Origin of the sequence: Pseudovibrio sp. W64, from assembly GCF_001623145.1 — a bacterium.
Taxonomy (GTDB): Bacteria; Pseudomonadota; Alphaproteobacteria; order Rhizobiales; family Stappiaceae; genus Pseudovibrio.
This window is the reverse complement of the sequence record NZ_LMCI01000041.1, coordinates 40,857-64,325: the sequence shown is the minus strand read 5'-3', so window position 1 is coordinate 64,325 and position 23,469 is coordinate 40,857. Positions and strand designations below refer to the sequence as shown.

Here is a 23,469-nt window from a genome sequence, read left to right as displayed (position 1 = left end):
GGGCTGCTGCAAGTGAAATGCTGAAAGTTCGCGATCTGCATGCTTTTTATGGCAAGAGCCATGTGCTGCGCGGCGTTAATATGGATGTGCCGAAAGGCAGTGTGACGGCGCTGCTGGGGCGCAATGGTGTTGGGCGTTCCACCACAGCTAAGGCGATTATGGGCGAGGTGGCACCGAAAGGAGATATCTGGTTCAAGGGTGAGACTATCTCCGGCCTGCCGAGCCATAGTATTGCGTGCAAGGGGCTTGGGTATGTGCCAGAGAACCGGGATGTTTTCCCCCTGATGAGTGTGCGGGACAATCTACTTCTTGGTATTAAGGACATGCGCAAGCCGGGCAGGTGGAGCATTGAGCAGATGCTCGATATGTTCCCAAACCTTAAATCTCGCGCGGATACGGCAGCTGGTGTGCTTTCTGGCGGCGAAAAGCAGATGCTGACGATCTGCCGGACGCTGATGGGAGACCCTGATCTGATCATCATTGATGAACCGACCGAAGGGCTTGCACCCAAGATTGTGACGCAAGTTGGGGAGCTGATTGCGGAGATTGCGCGAGCCGGTGTTTCGATCTTGCTGGTGGAGCAGAAGCTTTCCATCGCGCTGAAGATTGCCCAACAGGTTTATGTGATGGGGCATGGGGAGATTGTTTATCACGGGACACCAGAGGAGTTTCGAGCGCGGGATGATATCCGGCAGGAATGGCTGGAAGTTTGAGCGGTGTTTTTCTTGGAGAAGTGCTGCAGGATACCTTGCTGGTGTTCTTTGAGTTGGATGATGTGTGTTAGGCAAGGGATGTACATGATCGGGGTGGGGTTTTAACGTTGAGCGGACATGAAGAAAAAGACCGGCGGTTTGCGACAACGCTGGCGCGAGGGCTGCAGGTGTTAAGGGCGTTCCGGGCTTCTGATGATGGGCTTGGCAATCAGGAAATCTCTCAGCGTACTGGCATTCCCAAATCCACTGTTTCCCGTTTGACCTTCACCCTTCAGCAGCTTGGTTATCTCAGCCATGCGCGTCGTCATGATCGGTATCGGTTTGGCCCTGCTGCCCTGGCTTTGGGCAACATTGCCAGCGCTTCTGTATCTTTCATTGAAGCGGCAAATCCGATGATGCAGCAACTGGCTGATGAGACGGGTACATTGGCTTTGCTGGCAGTGCTTGATGAAAACAAGATGTTGCTGACTAAGACGTGGCGACCACAGGGAGCACCTGCCATCTGGTTGGAAGTGGGACATCGCATTCCGATCACAGGCTCGTCCTCTGGTCATGCTTATCTGGCCAGCGTAACGGACCATGAGTTTGCGCAGGTTTGCGAGCGTGTACAGGGGCGGGATGAGAGCATTTCCGTCGAGACACTGGAGAGCGCAAGGGCTGCAGGGTACTCTCAGCTGTTGGCCCAAGGCTTTGTGATTGTTGATGAAGACAAGCGCTATGCTGAGAACATCAATGCGGTCTCAACCGGATTCCGGTCTCATGATTTTGGCGAGCCGGTTGCGATCAGCTGCGGGGCGACTCCAGACATGCTGAGCTATGAGCGCATGCAAAATGAGGTTGGGCCGAAACTGCGGGACCGCGTGAAAGAGCTGGAGCGTGCGCTGGGCTTGCCCTCGGTTCTGGTCAATCGGGGCTAAGCTTGTAGCGAGCGGAAAGCTCTTATTGTCGTGATCGCTGCTTGCTTTAAATTCTGCATATTGGAATTATGAATTACATATTGAAATAATCTGGATGCGCGATACTCTGATCTCATGATGGGGATGAGTTGAGCGATGCGTTCTGGATCCTCCCGACAGTTATGTCCAATGAAGCAGGGAGGGCGGCATATGGACTTGAACTATTCAGCTGATGAACTGGCATTTCGTGATGAGGTGCGGTCGTTTTTAAACAAGAACCTTTCGCAGACGCTCTCGGAAAAGGTCAGATTGGGAAAGCGCCTTTCCAAGACGGATCATGAAGAGTGGCATGACACGCTGAACAAGAAGGGATGGCTGGCGAACAACTGGCCGGTGGAGCATGGTGGGACTGGTTGGAATGCAGTCTACCGGCATATCTTTGAGGAAGAGCTTTGCCTTGCCCATGCGCCGCGGACGATCCCTTTCGGGCTTTCCATGCTGGCGCCAGTGCTTTTGAAGTTTGGCAGTCAGGCGCAGAAAGATCACTTTTTGCCGCGGATTCTGGATGGTACGGACTGGTGGTGTCAGGGCTATTCTGAGCCGCAGGCGGGTTCTGATCTCGCCTCCCTGAAGACCCGTGCTGTGCGGGATGGGGACCACTATGTTGTCAACGGTCAGAAAACCTGGACTACACTGGGTCAACATGCGGACTGGATCTTCTGTCTTGTGCGTACGGACCAGGACGTGAAGCCTCAGGAAGGTATTTCGTTTCTCTTGATTGATATGAAGACACCGGGTGTCACTGTTCGGCCTATTACGCTGATTGATGGTGGGCAGGAAGTGAATGAGGTGTTTTTTGAGGATGTGAGGGTGTCAGTTGCCAACCTTGTTGGAGAGGAGAACAAGGGCTGGACCTATGCCAAGTATCTGCTGACCCATGAGCGTACCAATATTGCAGGCGTTGGCTTTTCGACGGCGGCTCTTGTTCATTTGAAGGAGATTTGTGCCAAGCAGACATCTGGTGGCAAGCCACTGCTGGAGAACCCGTATTTTGCCGGAAGGGTTGCGCAGATTGAGATTGATCTGATGGCGATGGCGACAACGAACCTGCGCATGATCGCCAAAGCGGCGGCAGGGCAGGCGCCGGGAGCGGAGAGTTCCATGCTGAAGATCAAGGGCACTGAGATCCGACAGGCGATCAATGATCTGACACGGCGAGCGGTTGGGCGTTACGCTATGCCGTTTGTGTCGGAGGCGCTGGATAGTGGTGCGAACGCGCAAGGTGTTGGGCCGGAATATGCCGCTGCAGTGAGCCCGGGTTACTTCAACAACCGTAAGCTTTCTATCTTCGGTGGGTCCAACGAGATCCAGCGCAACATCATCAGTAAAGCTATTCTCGGCCTTTAGGAGCGTTCCATGGATTTCAATCATAGTGACGAACGACGGATGCTTCAGGACACTCTGCATCGCTATCTTTCAGATAACTACGATGCCTCGCAACGAGCTAACTTTGTTGGGCATGCGCAGGGTTTTTCGGAGAAAATCTGGAGTGACTTTGCTGAACTAGGTGTGATTGGGGCGCTGTTTGCAGAAGAGTATGGGGGCTTTGGAGGCAGCGGCTTTGATATTGCAGTTGTGTTTGAGGAGTTGGGTCGGTTTGCTTGCGTGGAACCTTTGATGGCCTCTGGCGTTATGTCTGGACGGTTGTTGGGCGAGCTGGGGACAGAGGAGCAGAAGGCGCTGATCGGGGATGTGATTGACGGGAAGCTCAAGATCGTTCCCGCATTGGAAGAGCCTCAGTCGCGTTATGATCTGGATGCTGTGGAGACAATTGCAGAGCGGGTTGGGGATGGCTATCGGCTCAACGGCACCAAGTCGGTGGTGATTGGTGGGCCAAGCGCGGACAAGCTGATTGTAAGCGCTCGTGGCGCCGACGGGCTGCAACTGTTCATGATAGATGCCGATGCTTCAGGCGTGGAGCGGTCCTCCTATCCCACTCTGGACGGTTACCACGCCAGCGATATTGCTCTGGTGAATGTAGCCTTGCCTGCTTCAGCGTGTTTGGGGGCTTCGGAGGCTGTCCTTTCTGCTCTTGAGGCAGCACGCGCTGCAGGTGTGACTGCGCTGTGTGCCGAGGCTGTTGGGGCGATGGAAGTGGCGAAGGATTTGACGGTTGAGTATCTGCGTGTGCGGACGCAGTTTGGCCGTGCGCTGGGCAAGTTTCAGGCGCTTCAGCATCGTATGTCGACGGTCCTGATTGAGATCGAACAGGCCCGCTCTGCACTGATCAATGTGGCTGGTCACCTTTCTGCTGAACCTTTCCAGCGAGATAAGCATGTGAGTGCAGCCAAGAATCTGATTGGCCGTGTCGCGCAACTGGTTTGCGAAGAAACCATTCAGTTGCATGGCGGTATTGGCATGACCGAGGAGTATGCTCTGGGACATTATGCCAAGCGTTTGATGATGATCGATCACCAACTTGGCGATGTAGACTACCATTTGGAGCGTTTTGTTGGAGCTATGCAGAGGGAAGCTGCGCGAAAGGCAATGTCATGAAGCGTGCTTCTCTTGTCAGCGTTGAGCGCAAGGCTGATCGTCTGATTGTCATGAACTGTAACTCTTCTCGTCGCAACGCGCTTTCGCCGGAATACTATGACGGGCTTTCGCAGGCGTTGGATCTTGCCAATCAGGGCACAGAGATCCGTAGCGTTATCCTGATGGGAGAAGGCGGTTATTTCTGTGCGGGTGGCGATCTGAACACGTTGGTTAAGCGCCGCGAGATGACGGTTCTTGAGCGAAAAAATAATATTGAAAAACTCCATAATCTGGTTCGAAAAGTAAGAGACTGCGCGAAACCGGTGATTGCGGCGGTTGATGGAGGGGCTGCCGGGGCCGGTGTGTCTTTGGCTCTGGCTTGTGACTTCCTGGTAGCAGAGCGGCAGTCTCAATTTACGCTGGCTTATGTGAAGGTTGGACTGGTGCCGGATGGAGGGGCTACCGCTTCATTGTCTCGGCTTATTCCCCGTCAGCTGGTCGTAGAGATGTGTTTGCTGGGACAACCTGTTTCGGCTGAACGGCTCTACCAGCTGGGGGTGGTCAATGTGCTTAGTGATAAGCCTGCTTTGGCAGAAGCGCACCTGATAGCGGATCGTATAGCGCAAGGTCCAACAAGAGCTCAGGGGGCGATCAAACGGTTGGTATCTGCTGCTGATCACAACAGCTTTGAGGGGCAGATGGATCTGGAGCGGGATACAATGGCAGAGGCACTGGGGCATGATGAAGCTCAGGAAGGGATCAGTGCGTTTCTGGAACGACGATCTCCGAATTATGCTTAGGTGCAGCGCCTTAATCAGGCGAGGCCCGAGTGAAACGTCTGGAATGGTGCATTTTGAGCAAGTCGATCAGTCAATTGAGAAACCTGGGCCCTAAGACCGAATATATGCTGTCTGAGGTGGATGTTTGCGGTGAAGATGATTTGCGTGAGCTTGGAGCTGTGCAGGCTTATCAGCGGCTGAAATTTCGGTTTGGTCGGGGTGTCTCCATCCTCGCGCTTTATGCCATGGAGGCGTGCCTGCGGGATTGTGACTGGCGGGATCTTTCAGCTGAAGACAAGAAAGAACTGAAGGCCCGAGTTGCGCAGGCTGATTGATCTGCTTTGAAGGAGCCTTGAACGGATTTCATCAAGGTCCAGACAGGGCGCTATGGATGCCGGCGGTGGCATAGGCTACGAGCAATGTTTTCATTTCAGCAATGCCGGAGGTGTGATCCTCTTCTGCCATTGCATCAACACGCCAGGCTGAGGTGCATAGAGCGATTTGTGAAGAGATGGAAAAGACGAAGGTTGCGGAGACTTTTCTAAGGTCGGCAGTGGGATAGAGCTTGGCGATTTCCGAAAGAAATACTTTTGCTGTTGGGTCAAAACAAGCCTGAGAGATAGCGCTCCAGCGTTCTTCAGCAGAGACCATTGCGACCAGACGTGCGTAGGCGAGCCAGCCGGGGCCGCTGTTTTCAGCTTTGTCCAGATAAGGGTAGAAGAAACTCTCCAGAATGCCTTTCAGTGTCATGACTTCTTCTGAAGCCTTTAGCTGTTCCAGTGCATCAAGGCGGAGACGGGCGAGTTCGTCGGCACGGCGTTCGACTGTTTTGAAAAACAGGTCTTCCTTTGTGCCGAAGTGGTGGTTTACGAGGCCCAGTTTTACCCCTGCTTTTTGTGCGATACCTCTTATGGACGCAGCGTCATAACTGCGAAATGCAAACAGGTGTTCTGCGGCGTCGAGAATCTTCTGCCGCGTCTCCAAAGAGCTTTTTGAAGGGGCTCTTTGTCTTTGTTTTTCCTGCGAAATCTTCTTAATCATAAAAAGAGCTTGCCTTATTTTGTACGACTGTTCAATCTAATTGTAGTTCTGAGGGGGGGGCGAACAGTGAATATTTCAAAGGAGAGCTATGCCTTAATTGGAGCAGGGCCGATGGGGCTCGCCACGGCCAAGACACTTATTGAGCAGGGAATAGATTTTCAGGGTTTTGAGCTGCACAGCGATGTGGGTGGGCTTTGGGATATTGATGGGCCGAAGTCGACCATGTACGAATCCGCGCATCTGATTTCATCCAAGAAAATGACCGAGTTTACAGATTTTCCGATGGATGATCACATTGCTGAGTATCCCGGTCACCGCGAGCTAAAGACCTACTTTCAGGAGTTTGCCGAAAAGTTCGATTTGAAGCGGCGCTATCATTTTGGAGCAGAAGTGACCCGCATCGTGCCGTTGGGAGGTGACGGTGAGGGGTGGACGGTTAGCTGGAGAGATCAGGACGGAGATCATTCAGCTGAGTTTGCCGGGGTGTTGATTGCAAATGGCACGCTTTCTGAGCCCAACATGCCAGAGTTTGCGGGAGAGTTTTCTGGCGACCTCATTCATTCGTGCTACTACAAGAGTGCGCAGCAGTTTGCTGGCAAGCGGGTGCTGATTGTCGGGGCGGGCAATTCAGGTTGTGACATAGCGGTGGATGCTATCCATCATGGCATCCAATGCGATATTTCAATGCGTCGTGGCTATTACTTTGTTCCCAAGTATGTTTTCGGGAAGCCGGCAGACACGATGGGTGGGGCGGTGAAGTTGCCGCTCTGGCTGAAGCGGCGAGTGGATCAAACATTACTGAAATGGTTTGTTGGTGATCCGCAGGCCTATGGGTTCCCCAAACCTGACTATGAGCTTTATGAGAGCCATCCGGTGGTGAACTCGCTTATTCTCTATCATGCCGGTCACGGGGATATTGGCATTCGAGCAGATATCAAGGAACTGGATGAGCATACAGTTCGGTTTCGTGGTGGTGAAGAGGCTGAGTATGATCTCATCGTCACCGCGACTGGCTATAAACTGCATTATCCCTTTATCGACAAAGAGCTTTTGAACTGGCAGGGCGATGCACCGCATCTGTTTTTGAACTGCATGCATCCAGAACGGAATGATCTGTTTGTAATGGGCATGATTGAGGCAACGGGTCTGGGTTGGCAGGGGCGTCATGATCAGGCGGAACTGGTTGCGCGTTATCTGAGGGGCCTCAGGGACGGAAGTGCGACAGCTGAGGCAATCAAAGCTGAGAAAGCCAAGGGATTTGAGCGTGAGACTGGGGGGATGAACTACCTCCAGCTGGCGCGGATGGCTTACTACGTGGACAAACAGAGTTATCGCTCTGCACTGAACAAGCGCACACAGGCGTTGAAGAGGGAAATGGCATGAGTGACATTGACCTTGTTGTTCTCAACTTCAGTTCGGGTTCGCTGACCTTGCTCAACGGTATTTTGGGTGTTGTGATGTTCTCAATCGCGCTGGACCTGTGTCCTGCGGATTTTAAGCGACTGACACTGTCGCCAAAGCCTGTGGTGATTGGACTGTGCTCTCAATTTCTGGTCTTGCCGAGCCTCACATTTCTGCTTGTTCTGATCGTTCAGCCCCGACCTTCGATTGCTTTGGGGCTTATTCTGGTGGCGGCGTGTCCGGGTGGTAATATCTCAAACTTCATCACTCATCGTGCAGGAGGTAATGCAGCGCTATCGGTTTCCATGACGGCTTTTGCCACGGTGGGAGCAATTGTTGCGACACCCTTTAATATCGCATTTTGGGGTAGTCTTTACGGCCCGACGCGCGCGATATTGCAAGAGACGCATATCGATAAGCTGTCAGTTGCAATTACTGTTTGCTTTATGTTGGTGTTGCCATTGTTTCTTGGCATCATGCTAAACCGCATCAAACCACGGCTGGCTGCCAAAATCCGGCAGCCACTGCGCATGGCGTCCATGGGGATTTTTATCGGTTTCATCTTCATCGCGCTGTTTGCCAACTGGTCGTTTTTTCTTGCCTATGTGGGTGCTGTGGCATCTCTCGTAATTGTCCATAATGGGCTGGCTTTAGCGGCGGGGTATACTCTGGCGAGCATTGCTGGTGTGTCTGCTTATGACCGGCGGGCCATTACGATTGAAACTGGCATCCAGAATTCCGGTCTGGGACTTGTGTTGATCTTCGGCTTTTTTGGTGGGCTTGGCGGCATGTCTGTTGTGGCGGCTGCCTGGGGGATTTGGCATGCGATCAGCGGACTGGTGCTTGCCAGTTTTATGGCGCGCAAAGCAGTCAAGCTCCCCGCGGAGGCGACGTCATGACCAAGCTTCTTATTACCGGGGCTGCAGGAGGTGTCGGACAAGCATTCTTACGGCAATTGGCGGGCACGGAGCTGGAGGTTGTTGCGACTGATATTCGTGAACCGAGTGGCCTCCCAGCAAATGCCCGTTTCAGAACGCTGGATGTGACTACAGACAGGGTGTCAGCGCTGATTGAGGACGAGCGGCCTGATGTGATTGTGCATCTGGCTTCCATCGTCACACCCTCTGTGGGTTCTACACGGGATATTGAGTATCTGGTTGATGTTGTTGGCACTCAGTCGGTGATTGATGCTGCGATCAAAGCAGGTGTGAAGCGTCTTGTCGTCACATCATCCGGGGCAGCCTATGGGTATCATGCAGACAATCCTGTGCCATTGCATGAGGATGATCATATTCGCGGCAATAAAGAATTCGCGTACTCCTACCATAAGCGTTTGGTTGAAGCTGCTTTGGCTCGTGCACGTGCGGAGGCACCGCAACTGGAGCAGGTTGTGTTGCGGGTTGGGACGGTTCTTGGAACCGGCATGAACAATCAGATTACCGCGTTGTTCCTTAAGCCAAGGCTGCTTGGGGTCGCGGGATCGGACAGTGCTTTTGTGTTTATCTGGACGGAAGATCTTGCGCGCATTCTATTTTTGGCTACGACAGAAGCTCCTGAGGGGATTTACAACGTGGCGGGTGATGGAGCGTTGTCAATGCAGCGGTTGGGGCAAATGCTCAATAAGCCTGTCCTTAAGTTGCCGTCCTGGTTGTTGAAATTTGTTTTAGGTGTGGCGAAACCACTGCGGCTTTCCCGGTATGGACCGGAGCAGGTTCGGTTTTTGCAATACCGTCCTGTGCTGGCCAATGAGCGGTTGAAATCAGTGTTTGGCTATACTCCGGAAAAGACAAGTGCAGAAGTGTTTGAACACTGGCGAGCATCTGTGGGGCTTTGATGAAAACAGCGGTTATTACAGGCGGTGCTGGTGGCTTAGGGCAGGCACTTGCAACCCGGTTGCAGCGCGAGAGCTGGCATACGGTTCTGCTTGATTTACCCGGTCCGGCACTGGAGGGGCTGCCACAAAATGAGCGACAGAGCATTTATGCCTGCGACTTAACGGATGGGGGTGCGGTTGAGCAGGTTGCTCAGCAGGTTTTGGCTCGGCACAACAGCATTAATCTGGTGGTTTACAATGCAGGCATTACGCATATCGGATTGTTTGCGGACATGGACCTGACAGCGCATCGCAAAGTGCTGGATGTGAATTACTTCGGAGCGGTGCATACGGCGCGGGCATTTTTGAAAGCGGTGCGGGCCTCCAGTGGATGCCATCTGGCGATCTCGTCAGTTGCAGGATTCTCGCCACTAATTAAACGGACAGCTTATGCGGCCAGCAAGCATGCACTGGAGGGTTTTTTCGGCTCGTTGCGGTCTGAAGAGAAGTCTTATGGCGTTCATACGTTGATTGCAGCGCCTTCGTTTGTGGCAACCAATGTTGGACGGTCGGAGACGCAAGAGAACGGTTTGGCCCGTCCGGGCTCGTCAACAGATGGCGTTGATTATATGAGCGCGGAACGGGCGGCGGATATCATCTACAAAGCGTATGTGCGCAAGACGGAGATGAAGCCGGTTGGCCGCGTTGCCAGTTTGGCGTGGTGGCTCAACCGGTTATCACCCAAAGCCTATCAGCTGCTGATGGAGCGCAACATCAAGGAACCTTCCTAGGTTTGATGAAATGTCAGACCTTCCTGGCGTAGGTCTGACATTCAAAACCGGTAATGGTGGTTGCAAACACGTCGTACTCAGCTTTCCGGCTGATGCCGTAGAGGCGATGAAACTCTGCTGTGCTCATCTGCTCAGCCGTTTTGCTTTGCGCCCACGTTTGGATCGCTGTCTCCCAGTTTCCTGTCAGGTGATCATATTGGGTGAGGTCCGCCTCCAAGGTGATTGGAGTGCCGGGATCGCTTCGGTTTTCAAGACCGTGATGAATGCCTTCAAGGATCGCTGAGACAACCAGATATGGGTTGGCATCAGCGCCGGAGACGCGGTGCTCCAGCCTTGCGCCTTTGCCATGTGTAGCTGGCACGCGGATAGCTGCGGCGCGGTGATCATACCCCCAGCAAGAGGTGATTGGGGCATAAGAGCCCGGCTGGAGGCGGCGGTAGGAATTGGCGTGTGGAGCAAACAGAATTTGCATGTCCAGCATAGTGTCCAGCAGGCCTCCTACGGCGTTGCTCAAGGCCGGGTTTGCTTCCTCTGCGCTGCCGCTGAAGATGTTGTTGCCTTCAGTATCCAGCAGGCTGGTGTGGACATGGAAGCCGCTGCCGGTCTCTTCTGCGTAGGGTTTAGACATGAACGTGACATCCATGCCGTGTTTGCGGGCAATATGGCGGACAACGCGCTTGAACAGCAGGCAGTGATCCGCAGCTTCCACTGCGCTTGGCACGTGAAGCAAGTTGATCTCAAACTGTCCGTGACCAAACTCGGAGGTGGTGGTGTCTGCAGGAATATCCTGAATTTTGCAGGCTTGGTTGATCTCCATGAGGATCGGTTCGAACTGAGCCATGATGTCCAGATCATAGATCTGTGAGGCCTCAAGACGCTGGTTGGTGCCGGGAATGTATGGTGGGAGCGGCAAACCGGTTGGGCCGGACCCAATGTCGATAAAGTAGAATTCCAGCTCCGTGGCGACAACAGGTGTCAGGCCCTTACTCTGAAACTTCTTTTCAACGGTTTCAAGAACATACCTTGGGTCCAGCGGGTTTGGTTTCTGATCTTCAATCTCGAAAAGAGTGACGAGCACTTGCGCGGTCGGCACTTTGGCCCATGGCACGCGCTTCAGTGTTCCCGGAACTGGGATGCATATGCCATCCGGGTCTCCACGCTCAATGGCAAGGCCTGTTGCCGGCACATCAACGCCCCAAACGTCCAGTGCGACGGTGGACAAGGGCAACCGAACACCACCTTCTGCCAGCTTGTGCAGCATTTCTGCTGGCAACCATTTGCCTCTGAGCGGGCCACAAAAGCCAGCATAAAGGACCTCGATCTTTTCGAGGTCGGGATGTTGTTTCAGGAAGGCGTCGGCTTCAATTCGAAACTGTTCCAATTGCGGCTGTACTGCTGTCAGGGTTGGCATGCGAACTCTTCTGGTCGTGATCTGATGTGTTGTTTTATCGGGTGTTCTGATTGAACTGGCTGGCATAGATGCAAAGTAAATCCAAGGCTAATGTGGCACCGGCCAGTGCTGTGATCTCTGCATGGTCGTAGGCTGGTGCGACTTCTACAAGGTCCATGCCTTTTAGGTTTATTCCAGCAAGCCCACGCAGGATCTCACGTGTCTCTCCGGTATTCAGGCCGCCAACTACAGGTGTTCCTGTTCCCGGTGCAAAAGCAGGGTCGAGGCAATCGATGTCGAAGCTGATGTAGCTGGCACTTTTTCCAACCACGTTGTGAATGCGTTCAATCGTTGCCTCTGCCCCGTTATTACGGACCCAGTCCGCTGTAATTGTGGTGAGGCCCTGTGTGTTCTCGTTGTTGGTTCTGATACCAACTTGTATCGATGTCTGCGGGTTGATGAGACCATCTTTTACCGCTCTATAGAACATGGTGCCATGGTCAATACGGTTGGAGTTGTCTGTCCATGTGTCGCTGTGTGCATCAAACTGGATGAGGGAGAGTGGCCCGTGTTTTTGGGCGTGCGCTTTGAGCATAGGGTAAGTGCAGAAATGATCTCCACCGAGCATGAGTGTTGCTGTACCCGCGTCCAGAATGGCAGAGGCCTGCTGCTCCAGCTCGTCTGGGACGCTCATGGGGTAACCGGGATCGAAGATGAAGTCACCATAATCTGCGACTGCCAAACGGTCGAACGGGTCAAATGACCAACCCCATGCGTGGTCCCAAGCCAGAATGGAGGAGGCTTGCCTGATGGCTCTTGGGCCGAAGCGGCAACCCGGCCTGTTGCTGACTGAGGTGTCAAAGGGGATGCCACAGACGGCGACATCTATCCCTTTAAGGTCCTTGGTGAATTTGCGGCGCATAAAGCTGAGTGTTCCGGCATAACTGGATTCAGCTATGGTCCCGTAAGGGGTGGAGCGAGTGTAGGCCAGATCACCTTGCGAGTATTCATCCAGCGAGGATGGGTGTTTTGTATCAGACACGTGTACTTCCTCGATCAGATTGAGCTTATCGCCAGTCGTTCTTCTTTCATGCGCTTGACCTGTGCCTGTTTTGTGACCAGCGAAGCGGTGACCACGCCAACGGCAACAACAGCGATGAGAATGGATGACAGGGCATTGATTTCTGGTGAAACGCCAACGCGGACCTGAGAATAGATCTTCATCGGAAGGGTAGTCGCGCCCGGGCCTGAAGCAAAGGAGGCAATGACCAGATCATCCAGCGAGAGTGTGAAGGCCAGCAACCATGCTGCCAAAATTGCGGGAAATATGATGGGCAGCGTTACCTGCATGAAGGCGGAAAAACGGGTGCATCCAAGATCAAGCGCAGCTTCTTCCAAACTGCGCTCAAAGGTCACCAAGCGGGCAGAGACGACAACGGCGGCGTAGCACATAGAGAACGTGATATGCGCCAGCGTGACTGTCCAGAAGCCTCGGGTGAAATCCAGTGAGACGAATAGCAAGAGTAGTGATAGCCCCGTGATGACCTCAGGCATGACCATTGGCGCGTAGATCATGCCAGTGAAAAGCGTTTTGCCATGGAATGGGCCAGCGCGATTGAGCACAAGTGCGGCCATGGTGCCGAGCACTGTCGCGACAGATGCAGAGATGAAGCCGACCCGGAGTGTCACCCATGCGGCATTGATGAAACTCTCATTGAAGAAGACTGATTGATACCACTTGGTGGAGAAACCAGCCCAAACGGTGACCAACCTAGATTCATTAAAGGAGTAGATCATCAGCAGGATGATCGGCAGGTAGAGGAATGCAAAGCCGAGTGTGAGCGTTGTTGTGTTGAACCAGTTGAAGCGGGTCATTGACTGGCCTCCGCTTGCTTCTCCTGCTGTTTCTGGAACAAGATGATGGGTAGGATCAGCATGAGCAGCAGCAGAATTGCGACTGCAGATGCGACTGGCCAGTCTCTGTTAGAGAAGAACTCTACCCAGAGCGTTTTACCGATCATAATGGTGCTGGACCCGCCCAGAATGTCTGGAATGACAAACTCGCCGACAGCAGGGATAAAGACAAGGAAGCAGCCTGCCCAAACACCCGGTAGTGACAGTGGTAGGGTAATGACCCAAAATGCTTTCAGGGGCGAACATCCCAGATCCGTTGCTGCTTCCAACAGCGAAATATCGAGTTTTTCCAGAACTGCGTAGAGTGGCAGGACCATGAAAGGCAGGTAGGAATAGACGATGCCGATGTAGATGGCAGTGTCGGTGTTCAAGATCATCAAAGGCTCGTCAATGACGCCTGTCCAGAGCAGGAAGTAGTTGAGGAAGCCTTCTTTTTTTAGGATGCCAATCCATGCATAAACGCGGATGAGAAAGCTGGTCCAGAAGGGCAGGATTACCAGCATCAGGAGGGTTGCTCGCCACTCTTTCGGGGCTTTGGCCATGGCATAGGCAATGGGATAGCCAATTGCCAGAGTGAGCAGAGTTGAGATGGAGGCGATCCTGAGGCTGCTCAGATATGAGTTCAGGTAGAGTGTATCTTCCGTTAGCCAGACATAGTTTTCCAGATCAAACGCCTGAAGCATGGCGAGCAGACCTTGCCAACCCTCTGAGATGTCGAAGTTTGGAAAATATGGCGGGCGGGCCAGTATGACGTCTGACAAGGAGATCTTCAGCACGATTACAAAAGGTGCGAGGAAGAAGATCAGCAGCCAGATGTATGGGATCGCTATGAGCAATCTGCGCCCCCAACCTGAACTCAGGCCGGATGTTTCCTGTATTTCTTCTGAGGGGGAGGTAATGTCTGCAACTGTCATCGCTCACCTCACGCTTCCAGAAAGACGCCAGCGCCTTTCTCCCAGTAGACGTAAACATTGTCTTCCCACGTGATTGGGCGGTCGGCGAGATGCTCCCTGTTGGAGACCTGTGCTTTCAAAATGGCGCCATTTGAGGCTTTGACATGATACGTAGAGATGTTGCCAGTGTAACCGATGTCCCAGACTTCACCTTGAATGCAGTTATCGACGTTCTCTGGCTTTTCTTTAGAGATGCGGAGTTTTTCAGGGCGAACTGCGAGCCAGGCGGTCGTTCCGGTTTGAGGGCGAAGTTTGGTTGAGATCGCCAAAGGAGTTTCACCTTCAGCCCATGCTAAGCTCGCCGTTTCGCCAGTGGTAACGTCAATCTGGCCTTCTATGATGTTAACGTCGCCGAGGAAATCGGCAGAATAACGGGAGTTAGGATACTCGTAGATTTCAGCTGGTGTCGCGACCTGAACGATTTTGCCGTGGTCCATCACGGCGATGCGGCTCGCGACTGTCATGGCTTCTTCCTGATCGTGGGTGACGATGACGAAGGTGAGGCCGAGCTGCTCCTGAATATTCATCAGTTCAAACTGGGTTTGCTCGCGCAGCTTCCTGTCCAGCGCACCAAGCGGTTCGTCAAGCAGCAGGAGTTTAGGCTTCTTGGCGAGAGAGCGGGCAAGGGCCACGCGCTGTTTTTGACCGCCGGAGAGTTGGTGCGGCTTGCGCTTGGCGAAAGGTTCCAGCTGGACCAGCGACAGCATTTCTTCAACACGCCGCCGGATCTCGGTCTTGGGTGTCTTTTCTTGTTTGAGGCCGAAGCCGATGTTCTGTTCCACTGTCATATGCGGGAAGAGGGCGTAGGACTGGAACATCATGTTGACGGGCCGCTTGTGCGGCGGAGCTTTTTGTAAGTTGCTCTGGCCGAGCATGATGTTGCCAGCGGTGGGATACTCAAAGCCTGCCAGCATGCGCATCATAGTCGTCTTACCGCAACCGGACGGGCCGAGAAGGGCGAAGAATTCGCGCTCATAGATGTTGAGCGTTAGGTCCTCTATGGCAGTGAAATCGCCAAATTTCTTTGTAACGTTTTCAAAGCGCACCAAAGGTTCCTGAGCCGGATCTTCCCAAGGTGCGAATTTGCAGACTGGCTGAGTGCTTACCAAAGTTTCCATCGTGGCCCGCTCTACCCTCTGTTGTTGTCTTGCTTCAAAGGAAACAAGGGAGGCGCGCGGACAATTTGAGTTGCCCGCTTCTGCCGATGATTATTGGCCTGACTTCACAGCGGTCCAGGCACGGGTCACAATCCGCTGAATTTTTGGCGCATAAGGCGTTGTGACGTATAGTTTTTCCATGGTTGCCTCGTCAGGGTACACGGCGGGATCTTCCAGCACTTCCTTATCCAGATGCTCGTGGGAGGCTTTGTTGCCGTTGGCATAGACCACGTAGTTAGAGGCTTTTGCGATAACCTCCGGGCGCATGATGTAATCCAGGAACACATGCGCTTCCTTGGAGTTGGCTGCATCTGTCGGGATTGCCATCTGGTCAAACCACATCAACGCACCTTCCTTTGGAATGATGTAGTTGATGGTGACACCATTGTCGGCCTCTGCTGCCCTGTCACGCGCCTGAAAGACGTCGCCAGACCAGCCGATGGCTAAGCAGATATCACCGTTCGCGAGTGCGTTGATGTATTCGGAGCTGTGAAACTTCTGAACGTATGGGCGGATGGTTTTGAGGAGTGCTGCGGCTTTCTCAATATCAGCCTTGTTGTGGCTGTCAGGATTTAGTCCGAGGTGGTTGAGTGCCGCGGGGATGAGCTCTGTTGGAGCGTCCAGCATGTGGATGCCACAGTCCTGAAACTTGGCGAGGATTTCGGGATTGAAGATGATTTCCCAACTGTCGACCGGTTTGTCATCCAAACGCTTTGCGGCGGCCTCTACATTGTACCCGATGCCGGTGGTACCCCATAGGTAGTTTATGGAATAAGCATTGCCCGGGTCATAGATGGACGTCCTGTCGGAGACGAGCGACCACATGTTTTTCAGGTTCGGGAGAGCTTCTTTGTCCAGCTTCTGGAAGACGCCAGCTTGAATTTGGCGGGAGAGGAAGCTGCCTGTTGGAACGACGATGTCGTAACCGGTGGTGCCTGCGAGCAGTTTGGTTTCCAGGACCTCATTTGAATCGAAAACGTCGTAATTGACTTTGATGCCGGTCTCGTCTTCGAAATCTTTGAGAACGCTTTCGTCGATGTAATCAGACCAGTTGTAAACGTTGACAGTACCTTCTGCGTGCGCTGCGCTGGCTGCAAATGCAACCATCATTGCGGTTGCCATTGTGCCCGTCAGTCTGGACTTGAAGTTTGAACTCATTTCATCTTCCCCCCTCAAATTCTTGCACAGCATTGGTGCTGGCTTGTCTGGATCTGGCTGTCTCCGTTGTTCTTAATTGTGTGCCTGTTTTGAAAGATGACCACAGAATTCTCAGCTAGGCAATAGTTTGTGATCAAATTATCTTTGCAGCTGGTTCGGGTGCTTCTATAGTTCCTTCATGAGTAAGATGACTTTTAAAAGCGCTGTTCTCCCTGATGTCGGGATCCCTGTTCACGAGCAGGTTTACCGACAGTTGAGAGAGCGGATTTTGTTTGGCGGCTTTCTTCCAGGCAAGGCTGTGACTCTGCGTGGGTTGGCTGACGAACTGGGTGTGAGTGCGATGCCCGTTCGCGAGGCTGTGCGACGCCTCATTGCAGAAAATGCGTTGGAATTACATGGCAATAGGCGCGTTTCTATCCCGGATGTCTGTATTGATATAATCGATGAAATTTGGTCTGCGCGGCGACTTCTGGAAGTTGAACTGGCATCCAAAGCTCTGGATAATTTGAAAGAGGAAGATATTCAGGTTCTCCAAGACATTGATGATCAAATTGATGTCGCTCTGGAAACAGGTGATGTGGAAGGGTACATGCGCGGAAACTATGAGTTTCATTTTTACCTTTACTCAAAAAGCCATTCCGAAATTCTTATCAAACTTGTCAAAAATCTATGGGTTCAGTTTGGTCCATTTATGCGTCTTGTCTATGGGCGGTCTGGTACTGCGAATCTGGAGGACCAGCATAAACAGGCTTTGGAAGCACTAAAATCGCGTGATCAAAACGCTCTGAATGACGCCTTGGAAGCGGATATTGCGCAGGGAATGGGTTTTATCAGAGAGTCCCTCAGTCTTGCTGAGAAGGTTTGATGATCTGCTGTTTTCTCTGGCTGAGTTCACAGAGCCGCAGGCTTTGATGGGTTAGACTGGAGGCATAGGCAGGTAGCGTCTTTATTGAAGTAAAGATTGACTCTCTTACATTTGTGATCACAAAATAATGGGGAGTTTACTTCTATTGCCCGGTTTGCAGGGCGTGCCTCTTTTCGGAAGGACTGACCCCATGGACTATATTGCTAATCTTCCGCCCACTCATGTTCTGCAAGAAAAGGATGCTGCCCACCATCTGCATCCGTTTACAGATACCAAGTCCCTCAACGCCAAGGGGACGCGTGTGATTACGCGGGCTGATGGTGTTTATCTTTGGGATTCTGAGGGCAATAAGATCCTGGATGGAATGGCGGGGCTTTGGTGTGTGAATGTGGGGTATGGCCGTAAAGAGATTATCGAGGCGGTTCACCGGCAGATGCAACAACTGCCTTATTACAATACGTTTTTCCAGAGTTCTCATCCGCCTGCGATTGCCCTTGCCGAAAGGATCTCTAATCTAGCGCCGGATCATCTGGACCACGTATTTTTTGCAGGTTCGGGTTCTGAAGCCAATGACACCGTCGTTCGAATGGTACGCCATTACTGGGCCAGTGAAGGCAAACCGACCAAGAAGACGATCATCTCCCGTCATAATGCTTATCATGGCTCTACCATGGCCGGTGCGAGCTTGGGCGGTATGAGTGCGATGCACGCGCAAGGTGGACTGCCTATTCCTGACATCACTCACATCAACCAGCCTTACTGGTATGGTGAAGGTGGGGATATGGACCCTGCCGAGTTTGGCTTGATGCGCGCGCGTGAGCTTGAGGCTGAGATTGATCGTCTTGGCGAAGACAATGTGGCGGCCTTTATCGGGGAGCCTATTCAGGGGGCAGGCGGTGTTGTTATTCCGCCAGAGACCTATTGGCCAGAGATTCAGCGTATCTGCAGTGAACGCAATATCCTGCTGATTGCTGATGAGGTGATTTGCGGGTTTGGGCGTACCGGGAACTGGTTTGGTTCACAGACTTTCAACTTCAAGCCAGATCTGATGCCGATTGCTAAGGGGCTTTCCTCTGGTTATCTGCCGATTGGTGCGGTTGTGGTGAGTGAGAAGGTTGCCAAGGGCTTTATTGAGCATGGCGGCGAGTTCTATCACGGCTTTACTTATTCTGCGCATCCTGCAGCTTGCGCAGCAGCGCTTGCGAACCTTGATATCATTGAAAATGAGCGACTGCCTGAAAAGGTCGCGAATGATACAGGGCCGTATCTGGCTGAAAAGTGGAAAGCTCTCGGCGAGCATCCGCTGGTCGGCGAGGCGCGTATTTGTGGCCTGGTTGGTGCTTTGGAACTTTCGCCGGATAAGGCGCGTCGTGCTCGGTTTGAAGCTGAAAAAGGCACTGTTGGGACGATTTGCCGAGATCATTGCTTTGAGAGTGGCTTGGTGATGCGCCATGTTGGCGACAGTATGATCATCTCGCCGCCACTTGTGATTTCGTGCAGTGAGGTGGATGAGTTGATTGAGAAAGCGCATCGTGCGTTGGATCTGACGGCTGCTGATGTTACTGCCCAAGGCATCAAATAGGTTTTGAGGAGGCTCAGGCTCGATTGAGTTTGCACCGCATATTTCAAGAGGATGCATATGGAGAGCAACCGGTTGCCGAGAATTTCTGGCATCGTTCGCTCTCTCCTCAAGCGCTTGGTGCGCCGCTTTCCGATGAACAGTCCTGTGAAGTTGCTGTTGTTGGAGGTGGATACACAGGGCTGTCTGCAGCGTTGAAACTTGTGCAGCAGGGTGTCGATGTTGCGGTGCTGGATGCTCAACATATTGGATGGGGGGCTTCTGGTCGCAATGGTGGTTTCTGCTGTCTGGGCGGGACGATTGCAGATGATGCTGACTTGATTGATCGCTATGGGGAAGCGGATGCACGGCGGTACTTTTATGCAGAGCGTGCAGCCATTGATTTGGTTGCAGAGCTGTTGGAACAGAACTCGATTGATGCTGATGTTGTTTCCAAAGGAGAAACGGTTCTTGCACACAAAGCTCGGCGCGTTGATCAGCTGAAAGATACAGCTGCGGACATACAAAAGCGCTATGGGATCAGCTGCACCTTTCATGACAAAGATGAACTTGCAGAGCTTGGGATGACGGCCTCAGGGCTTTCTTCTGGGCTGACAATTCCAATTGGGTTTGCGCTGCATCCTTACAAATATGCGCGAGGTCTTGCTGAGGCTGTGAAGGCGCAAGGAGGCCGGTTTTGTGAACAGACCTCTGTGCTCGGCATTACTCCTGCTGCAGATGGGCAGTATGTCCTGAAAGCAAGAACTGGCCAGTTGCGTGCGCAAAAAATACTTTTGGCGACCAATGGCTATTCCTCTGAAAATATGCCGGAGTGGATGGCTGGAAAATATCTTCCGGTGCAATCTAACATTTTGATGTCGCGCGTTCTTTCTGATGAGGAGTTGAAGCGTCAGGGGTGGTTCTCTAGTCAGATGGCCTATGACACCCGGACTTTGCTGCATTACTTCCGTCTGCTCCCGGACAGGCGAATGCTCTTTGGTATGCGGGGAAGCGTAAGTGCTACGCCACATGCGCGAAAGCGTATGCGCACAGCTACACGGCGTGACTTTGAGCGGATGTTTCCTGAATGGGCGAAAGTTGAAACGCCAGATTTCTGGTCTGGCCTTGCTTGTTTGACCCATAAGCTCGTGCCATTTGCAGGTGCGGTTCCCAATGCGCAGGGGCTTTTTGCTGCTTTTGGTTATCATGGGAATGGCGTTGCTATGGCTACTTATGCCGGGCAGCTGGTGGCTGCTGAGATCCTGGGAGAGGCGATAAAACTGCCTTATCCAAGTTTTATGAAGCAAGCGCCGACAGAGTTTCCTTTCAGGGCTATGCGTCGCCATCTGCTTGCTTTCAGCTACACCTGGTTTGAGTTGAAGGACAGATTACTTTGAGGTTTCCTGCATCTCACACTGCAGTTGGCTGGCGACCGTGGAGTAAAGTCTGCCGCTTTGCTTGATGGTGCGTTTCTGGGTTTCAAAATCAACGTGGATCAGGCCAAAGCACGGGAGATACCCTTCTGCCCATTCGAAGTTGTCCATGAGTGTCCAGCAGAAATACCCTTTTAGCGGTACTCCATCTTCAATCGCTCTGGCTGCCTGCTTCAGATGGGACAAAACGTAGGTGCTGCGGTCCCAATCCTGAATGCTTCCGTCTGTTTCCAGAGTATCGGAGAAGGCGGCTCCGTTTTCGGTTATGAAGAGCTGTTTCGGAGCATAATTGGTGTTTACATACTGCAGAATGTCATAGAGGCACTCAGGATGAACTTCCCAGTCCATTTGGGTATATTGGCCTTCTGGTAGGTGGCGCTTGAAGTTGACTGGTGCGAACTCGGTTCCATCCTTGATGATTGATCTGCGGTAGATGTTGATGCCAAGGTAATCCAGAGGCTGCCTAATCTCCTGTAGGTCTGTCGTCTCAATGTGAGGAAGAACAGCCTTGTATGTCTCAAGCATGTCAGTTGGATATCGACCGTTAAAGATGGCATCCAGATACCAGCGGTTCTGACAGCCTTCAAAGCGTCGAGCTGCATCAATATCTGCAATGGCGTCGCTGGCTGGGGTGACTGGATTCAAATCCAGAACAATGCCGATTTGAGCGTCAGGTACGTTCTTGCGGATGATTGGAACGGCTCTGCCATGAGCCAGGAGGGCGTGGTGACTTGCTGTCAGTGCTGCTTTTGCGCCGCCGCCGAGGCCAGGTGCGTCCTCCTTCAATCCATAGCCCCACCACGTGAAGGTGAAGAGCTCGTTGAATGTGGCCCAGTGCTTGATTTTAGAGCCAAGTCGCTTCGTGGTGATATCGACGTAATTGATATAGTCGTCCACCAGCCCTCTACGCAACCAGCCGTTGCCTTCTTCTTGCAGGGCAAGCGGTAAGTCCCAATGGTACAGCGTCGCGTAGGGTGTGATGCCTGCTTTCAGCAGTAAGTCGGTCAGGCGCTCATAGAAGGCCAGGCCCTCTTCATTGATCGGGCCACGACCATTGGGAAGGATGCGCGACCAGCAGATGGAAAAGCGGTAGGCCGTGAGACCCAGCTCTTTCATCAAGGCAACGTCTTCTTCCAGCCGGTGATAATGGTCACAGGCTATGTCGCCGTTAGTACCATCTGCAATATTGCCGGGAATGTGGGTGAAGTGATCCCATACAGTAGGGCCGCGACCGCCTTCGTTGACTGCACCTTCAATTTGGTAAGACGCGGTGGCGGCTCCCAGAACCATGTCTCTTGGGAACTTGATTGAGTTTGCCAGCTGTTGGAGATGCTGCAGTTTACTAGTGTGATTTGCGCTCATAACGTCTCTCAATTGATTTGATTATGCTGGCAGCGCCCAGAGTGAGGACGACATAAAGAATTGCGGCGGAATTGAATGGGGTAAATGGCAGGAAGCTGCTCGCCTGAAACTCTCTCATACGCTGTGTAACGTCGCGAACAGAGAGGATCGACAGCAGAGAGGTGTCCTTCAACATGGCGATGAACTCATTGCCAAGTGGCGGGATTACAATGGATAAGGCCTGTGGGAGAACGACAAAGCGGGCGACTTTCCAACGGCTTAGGCCCAAACTCCGTGCGGCTTCAATCTGTCCTTTGGGGACGGCTAAAATGCCGGCCCGGAAAATTTCGGCCATGTAGGCGGAATAGCCAATGGAGATGGCGACGATGCCGCGGGTCATGTTGGACAGATTGATCATGCCGTCTGATGCGCTTTTGAGGGCTCCGCTGAGAGGGAGACCTACATAGAGGATGATCACCAACATTGGGATGCCGCGGACGGTGTCTATGAAGAACTCTGCCGCAATGGCGAGTGGGTGTTCGTTGCGATAAAAGGAGCAGCTCACCAGCAGCATGGTGAAGAAGCCAAGCACGCCAAACGTGATGGCGGGGTACTTGCTCTCATCCGGCAAGAAGGATGTCTGCCAGTGGAGATTTGCATTTGTTGGAACGGCTTCAGTTGGAATGAAAGCTGCCGATACACGTTCGTTCTTTTCAACGGTGACCAACGCATGGCTTGGGTCCTTCACACTGCGGATGTCGATACTGGTGTGATCTGCACCATCATATTCGCCAAAGCGGATTTGGTCGGTGATTGACTGCGGGGTGCCTTTGATGATGGCGACGCGGCCTTCCAAGGTTCCGATCAGGCTGTAGGACTGCTGCGGTTGCAGGGCGAAGACAGCGCAGAGACCGAAGAAGATGAGAGCGGCAACGGCGTAGAAGAGGTTGGTATGCTTCTTCTTTTCCAGGCTTTGCAGACCTGCCCAGATGAGGCCTAAGACCATTGAGGCAAAGTAAGCAAAGAATGCTGCGCGGAGGGTGACCATCAAACCGGCAGCGAACCCTGCGTGAGCGACAAAGAGTATGTAAAAAGCACCGAGTAAGTTGGTCAGGAGGAGCAGGGGCAGCGTGTATCTGCTTATGGAAACAAATGCTTGCTTTGATTTTCTGAGGTAATGAAATAGTAGGATGCCAAGTGAAGCAATCAGGTAAATGAAGGCGGCTTTGGAGAAAATGCCAAGCACTAAGTTTTGAGCTTCTGGTGTGAGTTGGCGTGGTCTGACTGCTTTTTGGATGAGGTCAGATGTGTAGGGATCAACACTGTTGGCGATGACAGAGTCAACAAAGACTGACAGGTCTATGGTGTTGGTTGCGATTAGCGCCAGAAGGGCAAAATAGATAATGAATGCAGAGTTTTGGCCAAGTTTGTTGGCTTTGCTTGGCTCGGTGCCTTTCAGCAGGGAGTAGGCAAGCCAAAAACCTGCGGTGAAGATGACCAGCAGGCACAGGAAGCCTGCAAACAATGTACTTGCGTTTTCTCCGATGCCGACGATTGCGAAGATCGAGCGCTTGTAGTTGTTGGTTGAGACAAACAGGTAGATTATGAAGGGCATGGTAGCAATGAGGATGACATTGCTGGGCCGCAGTGTTTTTAAGACATTCACGGGATTCCTCCACTCACATCAATGACTTGATGCGTTCCGTGGATCGCTTCAAAATATTGGGAGAG

At 52.6% G+C, this 23,469-nt stretch carries 22 protein-coding genes; 13 read left to right on the top strand and 9 right to left on the bottom strand.

What is annotated here, in order from left to right; all coding sequences use genetic code 11:
• Positions 1–17: 17 nt before the first annotated feature.
• From PsW64_RS23780 to PsW64_RS23755, 6 genes are all read left to right on the top strand, one after another.
• A complete protein-coding gene (locus tag PsW64_RS23780; RefSeq protein WP_063305262.1) occupies positions 18–713 on the top strand; it encodes an ABC transporter ATP-binding protein in 696 nt (231 codons plus the stop codon).
• A gap of 107 nt (positions 714–820) precedes the next feature.
• The gene (locus PsW64_RS23775) at positions 821–1,630 is read left to right on the top strand and encodes an IclR family transcriptional regulator (RefSeq protein WP_063305237.1); all 810 of its coding nucleotides are present in this window, start codon (positions 821–823) and stop codon (positions 1,628–1,630) included.
• 189 nt (positions 1,631–1,819) lie between these two features.
• The gene (locus tag PsW64_RS23770) at positions 1,820–3,016 is read left to right on the top strand and encodes an acyl-CoA dehydrogenase family protein (protein ID WP_063305236.1); all 1,197 of its coding nucleotides are present in this window, start codon (positions 1,820–1,822) and stop codon (positions 3,014–3,016) included.
• Between the two features lie 9 nt (positions 3,017–3,025).
• The gene (locus tag PsW64_RS23765; protein ID WP_063305235.1) at positions 3,026–4,165 is read left to right on the top strand and encodes an acyl-CoA dehydrogenase family protein; all 1,140 of its coding nucleotides are present in this window, start codon (positions 3,026–3,028) and stop codon (positions 4,163–4,165) included.
• Complete coding sequence (locus PsW64_RS23760) at positions 4,162–4,944, top strand: oxepin-CoA hydrolase, alternative type (RefSeq protein WP_063305234.1); 783 nt, start codon at positions 4,162–4,164, stop codon at positions 4,942–4,944. Before PsW64_RS23765 ends, PsW64_RS23760 begins: the two co-directional genes overlap by 4 nt.
• Before the next feature lie 29 nt (positions 4,945–4,973).
• Positions 4,974–5,258 (top strand): TfoX/Sxy family DNA transformation protein, encoded by a 285-nt coding sequence (locus PsW64_RS23755; protein WP_063305233.1) that lies wholly within the window; start codon positions 4,974–4,976, stop codon positions 5,256–5,258.
• 31 nt (positions 5,259–5,289) lie between these two features.
• Here the strand turns inward: PsW64_RS23755 and PsW64_RS23750 are convergent, their stop codons facing one another.
• Positions 5,290–5,964, bottom strand: coding sequence for a TetR/AcrR family transcriptional regulator (locus PsW64_RS23750; protein WP_063305232.1), 675 nt, complete (start codon positions 5,962–5,964; stop codon positions 5,290–5,292).
• A 66-nt stretch (positions 5,965–6,030) separates the two neighbouring features.
• Between PsW64_RS23750 and PsW64_RS23745 the strand changes: the two genes are divergently transcribed.
• From PsW64_RS23745 to PsW64_RS23730, 4 genes are read left to right on the top strand one after another with little or no spacing between them, the layout of a single operon-like run.
• On the top strand, positions 6,031–7,347 hold the full coding sequence (locus tag PsW64_RS23745) for a flavin-containing monooxygenase (protein WP_063305231.1): 1,317 nt from the start codon (positions 6,031–6,033) through the stop codon (positions 7,345–7,347).
• Positions 7,344–8,264 carry a bile acid:sodium symporter family protein gene (locus tag PsW64_RS23740; RefSeq protein ID WP_063305230.1) on the top strand — a complete coding sequence of 307 codons (921 nt, stop codon included), beginning with the start codon at positions 7,344–7,346 and terminating at the stop codon, positions 8,262–8,264. The genes PsW64_RS23745 and PsW64_RS23740 overlap by 4 nt, the downstream gene beginning before the upstream one ends.
• Complete coding sequence (locus tag PsW64_RS23735) at positions 8,261–9,199, top strand: SDR family oxidoreductase (RefSeq protein WP_063305229.1); 939 nt, start codon at positions 8,261–8,263, stop codon at positions 9,197–9,199. The genes PsW64_RS23740 and PsW64_RS23735 overlap by 4 nt, the downstream gene beginning before the upstream one ends.
• Positions 9,199–9,969, top strand: coding sequence for an SDR family NAD(P)-dependent oxidoreductase (locus PsW64_RS23730; protein ID WP_063305228.1), 771 nt, complete (start codon positions 9,199–9,201; stop codon positions 9,967–9,969). Before PsW64_RS23735 ends, PsW64_RS23730 begins: the two co-directional genes overlap by 1 nt.
• Before the next feature lie 13 nt (positions 9,970–9,982).
• Here the strand turns inward: PsW64_RS23730 and PsW64_RS23725 are convergent, their stop codons facing one another.
• The 6 genes from PsW64_RS23725 to PsW64_RS23700 form a co-directional block, all read right to left on the bottom strand.
• Positions 9,983–11,380, bottom strand: a complete 1,398-nt coding sequence (locus tag PsW64_RS23725; RefSeq protein ID WP_063305227.1) for a glutamine synthetase family protein — start codon at positions 11,378–11,380, stop codon at positions 9,983–9,985.
• 34 nt (positions 11,381–11,414) lie between these two features.
• The gene (speB, locus tag PsW64_RS23720) at positions 11,415–12,401 is read right to left on the bottom strand and encodes an agmatinase (RefSeq protein ID WP_063305226.1); all 987 of its coding nucleotides are present in this window, start codon (positions 12,399–12,401) and stop codon (positions 11,415–11,417) included.
• 14 nt (positions 12,402–12,415) lie between these two features.
• A complete protein-coding gene (locus tag PsW64_RS23715) occupies positions 12,416–13,234 on the bottom strand; it encodes an ABC transporter permease (protein ID WP_063305225.1) in 819 nt (272 codons plus the stop codon).
• Positions 13,231–14,187: an ABC transporter permease subunit gene (locus tag PsW64_RS23710; protein ID WP_208980989.1), complete on the bottom strand. Its 957-nt coding sequence runs from the start codon at positions 14,185–14,187 to the stop codon at positions 13,231–13,233. The genes PsW64_RS23715 and PsW64_RS23710 overlap by 4 nt, the downstream gene beginning before the upstream one ends.
• Positions 14,188–14,195: 8 nt before the next feature.
• Positions 14,196–15,344 (bottom strand): ABC transporter ATP-binding protein, encoded by a 1,149-nt coding sequence (locus tag PsW64_RS23705; RefSeq protein ID WP_063305224.1) that lies wholly within the window; start codon positions 15,342–15,344, stop codon positions 14,196–14,198.
• 90 nt (positions 15,345–15,434) lie between these two features.
• Positions 15,435–16,541: a polyamine ABC transporter substrate-binding protein gene (locus PsW64_RS23700; RefSeq protein ID WP_063305223.1), complete on the bottom strand. Its 1,107-nt coding sequence runs from the start codon at positions 16,539–16,541 to the stop codon at positions 15,435–15,437.
• A gap of 187 nt (positions 16,542–16,728) precedes the next feature.
• Between PsW64_RS23700 and PsW64_RS23695 the strand changes: the two genes are divergently transcribed.
• The 3 genes from PsW64_RS23695 to PsW64_RS23685 all read left to right on the top strand — a co-directional run bounded on the left by PsW64_RS23695 (position 16,729) and on the right by PsW64_RS23685 (position 20,361).
• Positions 16,729–17,406, top strand: coding sequence for a GntR family transcriptional regulator (locus tag PsW64_RS23695; protein WP_063305222.1), 678 nt, complete (start codon positions 16,729–16,731; stop codon positions 17,404–17,406).
• Between the two features lie 190 nt (positions 17,407–17,596).
• Positions 17,597–18,988 carry an aspartate aminotransferase family protein gene (locus PsW64_RS23690; protein WP_063305221.1) on the top strand — a complete coding sequence of 464 codons (1,392 nt, stop codon included), beginning with the start codon at positions 17,597–17,599 and terminating at the stop codon, positions 18,986–18,988.
• Positions 18,989–19,011: 23 nt separating this feature from the next.
• Complete coding sequence (locus PsW64_RS23685) at positions 19,012–20,361, top strand: NAD(P)/FAD-dependent oxidoreductase (RefSeq protein WP_063305220.1); 1,350 nt, start codon at positions 19,012–19,014, stop codon at positions 20,359–20,361.
• Here PsW64_RS23685 and PsW64_RS23680 read toward each other — a convergent pair.
• Together PsW64_RS23680 and PsW64_RS23675 are read right to left on the bottom strand one after the other, a co-directional pair.
• Positions 20,353–21,759: a GH1 family beta-glucosidase gene (locus PsW64_RS23680; RefSeq protein WP_063305219.1), complete on the bottom strand. Its 1,407-nt coding sequence runs from the start codon at positions 21,757–21,759 to the stop codon at positions 20,353–20,355. The genes PsW64_RS23685 and PsW64_RS23680 overlap by 9 nt on opposite strands.
• Positions 21,740–23,404, bottom strand: a complete 1,665-nt coding sequence (locus PsW64_RS23675) for an amino acid ABC transporter permease (RefSeq protein ID WP_063305218.1) — start codon at positions 23,402–23,404, stop codon at positions 21,740–21,742. Before PsW64_RS23675 ends, PsW64_RS23680 begins: the two co-directional genes overlap by 20 nt.
• Positions 23,405–23,469: the final 65 nt, after the last annotated feature.

Excerpts from the sequence above, each read along its gene's own strand:
- PsW64_RS23730 (WP_063305228.1), top strand. The coding sequence starts at position 9,199 with ATGAAAACAGCGGTTATTACAGGCGGTGCTGGTGGCTTAGGGCAGGCA.
- PsW64_RS23690 (WP_063305221.1), top strand. The coding sequence starts at position 17,597 with ATGGACTATATTGCTAATCTTCCGCCCACTCATGTTCTGCAAGAAAAG.
- PsW64_RS23735 (WP_063305229.1), top strand. The coding sequence starts at position 8,261 with ATGACCAAGCTTCTTATTACCGGGGCTGCAGGAGGTGTCGGACAAGCA.
- PsW64_RS23725 (WP_063305227.1), bottom strand. The coding sequence starts at position 11,380 with ATGCCAACCCTGACAGCAGTACAGCCGCAATTGGAACAGTTTCGAATT.
- PsW64_RS23765 (WP_063305235.1), top strand. The coding sequence starts at position 3,026 with ATGGATTTCAATCATAGTGACGAACGACGGATGCTTCAGGACACTCTG.
- PsW64_RS23700 (WP_063305223.1), bottom strand. The coding sequence starts at position 16,541 with ATGAGTTCAAACTTCAAGTCCAGACTGACGGGCACAATGGCAACCGCA.
- PsW64_RS23770 (WP_063305236.1), top strand. The coding sequence starts at position 1,820 with ATGGACTTGAACTATTCAGCTGATGAACTGGCATTTCGTGATGAGGTG.
- PsW64_RS23740 (WP_063305230.1), top strand. The coding sequence starts at position 7,344 with ATGAGTGACATTGACCTTGTTGTTCTCAACTTCAGTTCGGGTTCGCTG.
- PsW64_RS23695 (WP_063305222.1), top strand. The coding sequence starts at position 16,729 with ATGACTTTTAAAAGCGCTGTTCTCCCTGATGTCGGGATCCCTGTTCAC.
- PsW64_RS23705 (WP_063305224.1), bottom strand. The coding sequence starts at position 15,344 with ATGGAAACTTTGGTAAGCACTCAGCCAGTCTGCAAATTCGCACCTTGG.
- PsW64_RS23680 (WP_063305219.1), bottom strand. The coding sequence starts at position 21,759 with ATGAGCGCAAATCACACTAGTAAACTGCAGCATCTCCAACAGCTGGCA.
- PsW64_RS23780 (WP_063305262.1), top strand. The coding sequence starts at position 18 with ATGCTGAAAGTTCGCGATCTGCATGCTTTTTATGGCAAGAGCCATGTG.
- PsW64_RS23750 (WP_063305232.1), bottom strand. The coding sequence starts at position 5,964 with ATGATTAAGAAGATTTCGCAGGAAAAACAAAGACAAAGAGCCCCTTCA.
- PsW64_RS23710 (WP_208980989.1), bottom strand. The coding sequence starts at position 14,187 with ATGACAGTTGCAGACATTACCTCCCCCTCAGAAGAAATACAGGAAACA.
- PsW64_RS23715 (WP_063305225.1), bottom strand. The coding sequence starts at position 13,234 with ATGACCCGCTTCAACTGGTTCAACACAACAACGCTCACACTCGGCTTT.
- PsW64_RS23760 (WP_063305234.1), top strand. The coding sequence starts at position 4,162 with ATGAAGCGTGCTTCTCTTGTCAGCGTTGAGCGCAAGGCTGATCGTCTG.